Below are 4672 nucleotides of genomic sequence, written 5' to 3'. Positions count from 1 at the left end.
CGCCATCGCCCACATCCGCGGCGGCTCGGACAAGGGCTGGAACTGGTTCCTGAACGCCCGCCGCTTCACCAAGAAGAACACCTTCACCGACTTCATCGCCGCGGCGGAACACCTGATCTCGAGCGGACACGGCAAGGCCGGCAACATCGTGGCCCAGGGCGGCTCAGCGGGCGGCCTGCTGATGGGGGCCGTGACCAACATGCGGCCGGAGCTGTGGGCCGGGATCATCGGCCAGGTGCCGTTCGTCGACGTCATCAACACCATGAGCGACACCTCCCTGCCCCTCACCCCGCCGGAATGGCCCGAGTGGGGCAACCCGATCGAGGACGCCGCGGCCTACGACTATATGATGAGCTACAGCCCCTACGATCAGGTGGCGGCCCGGGCCTATCCGGCGATCCTGGCGACCGGCGGCCTGTCGGATCCGCGGGTGACCTACTGGGAGCCGCAGAAGTGGGTGGCCAAGCTGCGGCCCTTGACGACGTCGGGCAAGCCGGTGCTGCTGAAGATCAATATGGAAGCGGGCCACGGCGGCTCGTCCGGACGGTTCGACTATCTGAAGGAGGTCGCCCACGACTATGCCTTCGCCGTCTGGGCCATCGACAAGGGCTGGGAGCGGGTCTGAGCCCTTGCGCCAGTCGTCGGACTGGCGTGAGCGGGCGAGCAGGCCTAGATGATCCGCATGCGCGCGCTGTTGTCATTCCTGATGCTGCTGGGAGCCGTCTCGGCCCTGCTGCTCGGTGCGACGGCGGGCACGGCCGCGGCCGATACCGCGCCGTGTCATGATGCGGCGACCGCCAGCCACCAGGGCGCTCCAGAAGCCGAAACGCCCGACGACGCCGCAATGGCGATGGGTTGCTGCATAGCCTGTGTCGGCGCGCCGCTGTTGTCGCCGCCGTCCCGCCCGCGCATCGCGGGACTTAGGGCCCCGGCCTCGCACTTCGCTCCGAACGTCCCTCCAGGTCTCTCTCCCGCACCTGAGCCGGGCCCGCCCCGCTGACGGCTGGTTCTCCAGTCCGTCGCGCCCAGCGCCCCAATTCTTCAGTTCAGGAGCCTCACATGGCTACCCATATTCTCGCGCCCCTGGCCGGCGCGTCCCTGCTCGCGCTGGCCTTGCCGGCGCAGGCGCAGCATCAGCACCATACGCAACCGCCCTCCCCCGCGCCGACAAGCCGCCCAGCGCCGACAAGCCGCCCAGCCCCGCCCGCCGCCGATCCCCACGCCCATCATCGTCCACCCGCCGCCCAACAGCCCGTGACCGGGTCCGGCCACGGGCCGCACGACATGCCGGGGATGGATCACGGAGCCGGGCACGCGATGAGCAGTCCGCTGGGACCGTGGCCGATGAGCCGCGACGCGTCCGGCACCAGCTGGCAGCCCGACCACGCCCGCCACGGCGGCGTTCACGCCGTGCGCGGGGACTGGACCCTGATGGGCCATGCCCTGCTGAACCTGGTCTACGACTGGCAGGACGGGCCGCGCGGCGATGAGAAGACCTTTGTCAGCGGCATGATCATGGGCGCGGCGCGGCGCGACTTCGCGGACGGGTCGACGCTCAACCTCCGGGCCATGCTCAGCCCCGAGCCCCTGATGGGCAAGGACGGCTTCCCTCTGCTGCTCGCCGCAGGCGAGACGGCGGACGGGATCAATCCGCTGATCGACCGCCAGCATCCGCACGAGTTGGTGATGGAGCTGTCGGCGTCCTACGCCCGGCGGCTGTCCGACCGCGACAGCGTCTTCGCCTACTTCGGCCTGCCCGGAGAGCCGGCGTTCGGCCCGCCCGCCTTCATGCACCGCATGAGCGCGATGGATAGCCCGGAGGCGCCGATCACCCACCATTGGCTCGACTCGACGCACATCGTCTTCGGCGTGGCGACGCTGGGCTGGGTTCGCGACGGGCTGAAGCTGGAGGGCTCGACCTTCCGCGGCCGGGAGCCCGATCAGGACCGGTACGACATCGAGCGGCCGGAGTTCGACAGCTGGTCCGTGCGCGGGTCCTGGAATCCTTCGCCCGAATGGGCGCTGCAGGTCTCCTACGCGGCCGTCACCGCGCCGGAACAGCTCGAGCCGGACGAGGACGAGACCCGGTGGTCCGCCAGCGCCCTCCACAGCCGCCGGGTCGGCTCCGACGGCCTGTGGTCCTCCACCCTCGCCTGGGGTCGCAAGACCAACGATCATGACGAATCGAAGGACGCCTGGCTGGTCGAGACGGCTTTCAGCCCCGACGACCGCTGGACGGTGTTCGCCCGGGCCGAACGGATCGAGACGGACGAGTTGCTGTCCGGCCCGGGCGGCGGGCACGGGCCGTTGTTCACCGTCTCCAAGGCATCCGTGGGCGCAGTCCGCGACTGGCGGCTCGCACAGAGCGTGCGTTTCGGCCTCGGCGCACTCTACAGCGTCAACGACGTTCCGGCTGGCCTCGAGGCCTCATATGGCGGTGATCCGGACGGCGCCATGCTGTTCGCTCGGCTGAAGATCGACTGACGCGGACGCGCCGCGCTGGTCCGGCGATCAGTGCGGCGCCACGTCCTCCGGCGTCGGCGACAGCCACGGCGCCATGCTGAACCGGCGCGGGGCGTCCCCCAAGGTCCGGCTGCGGATGAACTGGCGCGCGAAGGCGACGACGCCCCGGATCGTGCTCTCGTCGAACGGCTTGGACACGGCGCCGATCGCGCCGGAAAAGCCGTCGGGAATCTGCTCGATGTTGGCGGTGAGGAACACGACCGTCGTGCCGTACGCCTCGACCAGCCGCTGGGCGATCTCGGGGCCCGTGGGGCCGTCCAGCAGGTTCAGGTCGACCAAGGCGAGGTCCGGCCGCTCCCGCGCGGCGATAGCGAGCGCCCCTTCGCGGTCCATGGCGAGACCCACGACCTCACAGCCGAGCTCGCCCAGCACGAGCTCGAGCTCCATGGCCAGCAGCGCCTGGTCCTCGACAATAAGGACCCTGAGGTCCGCTAAGTTGGACAAGAACAACCCCCGACGCGTCCGACTGGCAAGAGTGTCAGCTAGCGGACACTCGAACGCACCCCGTCTGTATTGGTTCTGGGACTGGCAGGGAAATCCCCATTTTCGTTCCGAGGGGCGCGTCTGCGGTGCGGCGAGCTTCGAGCGGAGGCGACGGACGGGGCGTTACGTCGTCCTAAGAGTTCGGAGGGCGGATGGCTGGGGAACTAGGACTCGAACCTAGAATGACGGTACCAAAAACCGGAGTGTTACCATTACACCATTCCCCAGCAGGTCCGGCGCTCCGGGGCCGAAGCGCCGGAAGGCGGTCGAGATACGCGAACGCCGCGGGCGATGCAACACCCCGCATTTTGACTATTTTCGGCCCGCCCGTTTCCTCGCTTGCGGGCCCCAAACCCCCTCGCTATAAGCCGCGCCTCAAGTCGGAGTGTGGCTCAGTCTGGTAGAGCACTGCGTTCGGGACGCAGGGGTCGCAGGTTCGAATCCTGCCACTCCGACCATCTATCTCGGCGCCGCCAGAGCGCCATTCCCTCCTTCTCATTTCCGCCAGCTAGTCTTTCGCCCTGGCCGCGACGGCGTTCAGATGCGCGCCCACCTGTTCGATGCGGCGCTCACCGAGGGCCCGGCGGCGGGCCAGCAGATCGGGCGATCCGGCGTCGTAATCGGACATCAGCGCTCGGACGAAGTCGCCGGAGCGAACCTCTGCCAGCACCGCATCCATGGCGGCGCGGCTCTCCGCACCGATGACGCGTGGCCCCGTGAGGTAGGCGCCGTATTCGGCCGTGTTGGAGATGCGGCCGAAGGCCCCGGCGATGCCGCGCTCGAACATCAGGTCGGTCACCAGCTTGACCTCGTAGAAGCATTCGAACCAGGCCACCTCAGGCGGATAGCCGGCGTCGACCAGCTTCAAGAAGGCGGCGTCGATCAGTTCGCCGACGCCTCCGCACAGGACGACCTGCTCGCCGAACAGGTCGCTCTCGCACTCCGCGGCGAAGGTGGTCTCGAGGATGCCCCGGCGGCCGCAGCCGAGCGCCGCCGCATAGGACAGGCCGAGGGCGTGGGCGCCGCCGGTGGCGTCCTGATGCACGCCGAACAGGGCGAACACCCCCTGCCCTTCCACATAGAGGTCGCGGATGCGCGGGCCGATGCCCTTGGGCGAGGCGAGGATGACGTCGATATTCGGCCCCGGCTCGACCAGACCGAAGCGCACCGACAGGCCGTGAGCGAAGATCAGGGCCGCGCCCGCGCGGATGTTCGGCTGCAATTCGTCGCGCCACAGGTCGCGGTGGGCCTCGTCAGACACCATGACGGCGATCACGTCGGCGGAGGCGGCGGCTTCGCCCGCCGTCAAGCAGGAAAACCCGTCGGCTTCGGCCTTCGCGCGCGTCGCGGAGCCCGGCTTGAGGCCGACCACGATGTCCAGGACGCCGCTGTCGCGCAGATTCAGCGCATGGGTGCGGCCCTGGCTGCCGTAGCCGATGACGGCCACCCGCTTGCCGCGGATGATCGACAGGTCGCAGTCGCGGTCATGGAAGACGGGCAAGGGAGCGGCTAGGCTTTGGGTCATGACCGCACAGATAGCCCCATCCGACGTCGTCGGCTTCTGGAAAGAGGCTGGTCCCGCGAAGTGGTTCGCCAAGGACGACGCCTTCGACGCCCTGTTCCGCGAGCGGTTCGAGGCGGCGCACTTCGCGGCCGCCCGGCGCGA

General features: G+C 69.1%; 4 protein-coding genes and 2 tRNA genes. 3 read left to right on the top strand and 3 right to left on the bottom strand.

Annotated features, from left to right (window positions below; genetic code table 11):
• Both VGB60_RS11335 and VGB60_RS11330 read left to right on the top strand, forming a co-directional pair.
• On the top strand, window positions 1-625 hold a 625-nt coding region (locus VGB60_RS11335), incomplete at its 5' end, for a prolyl oligopeptidase family serine peptidase (protein ID WP_331038358.1).
• Window positions 626-1059: 434 nt separating this feature from the next.
• A complete protein-coding gene (locus VGB60_RS11330; protein ID WP_331038357.1) occupies window positions 1060-2484 on the top strand; it encodes a hypothetical protein in 1425 nt (474 codons plus the stop codon).
• Window positions 2485-2511: 27 nt separating this feature from the next.
• On the opposite strand, the gene VGB60_RS11325 is transcribed toward VGB60_RS11330, so the two are convergent.
• Window positions 2512-2967, bottom strand: a complete 456-nt coding sequence (locus VGB60_RS11325; RefSeq protein ID WP_331038356.1) for a response regulator — start codon at window positions 2965-2967, stop codon at window positions 2512-2514.
• A gap of 192 nt (window positions 2968-3159) precedes the next feature.
• Window positions 3160-3233: transfer RNA gene (locus VGB60_RS11320), tRNA-Gln, on the bottom strand.
• A 154-nt stretch (window positions 3234-3387) separates the two neighbouring features.
• Between VGB60_RS11320 and VGB60_RS11315 the strand changes: the two genes are divergently transcribed.
• Window positions 3388-3464 (top strand) — tRNA-Pro (locus tag VGB60_RS11315).
• A 50-nt stretch (window positions 3465-3514) separates the two neighbouring features.
• Here the strand turns inward: VGB60_RS11315 and ilvC are convergent.
• Window positions 3515-4531 (bottom strand): ketol-acid reductoisomerase, encoded by a 1017-nt coding sequence (ilvC, locus tag VGB60_RS11310; protein ID WP_331038355.1) that lies wholly within the window; start codon window positions 4529-4531, stop codon window positions 3515-3517.
• Between the last annotated feature and the right edge of the window lie 141 nt (window positions 4532-4672).

This window comes from Brevundimonas sp., from assembly GCF_036399195.1.
GTDB lineage: Bacteria > Pseudomonadota > Alphaproteobacteria > Caulobacterales > Caulobacteraceae > Brevundimonas.
Note: the sequence above shows the minus strand (reverse complement) of the source record. Positions and strands in the feature narration are given on the sequence as shown.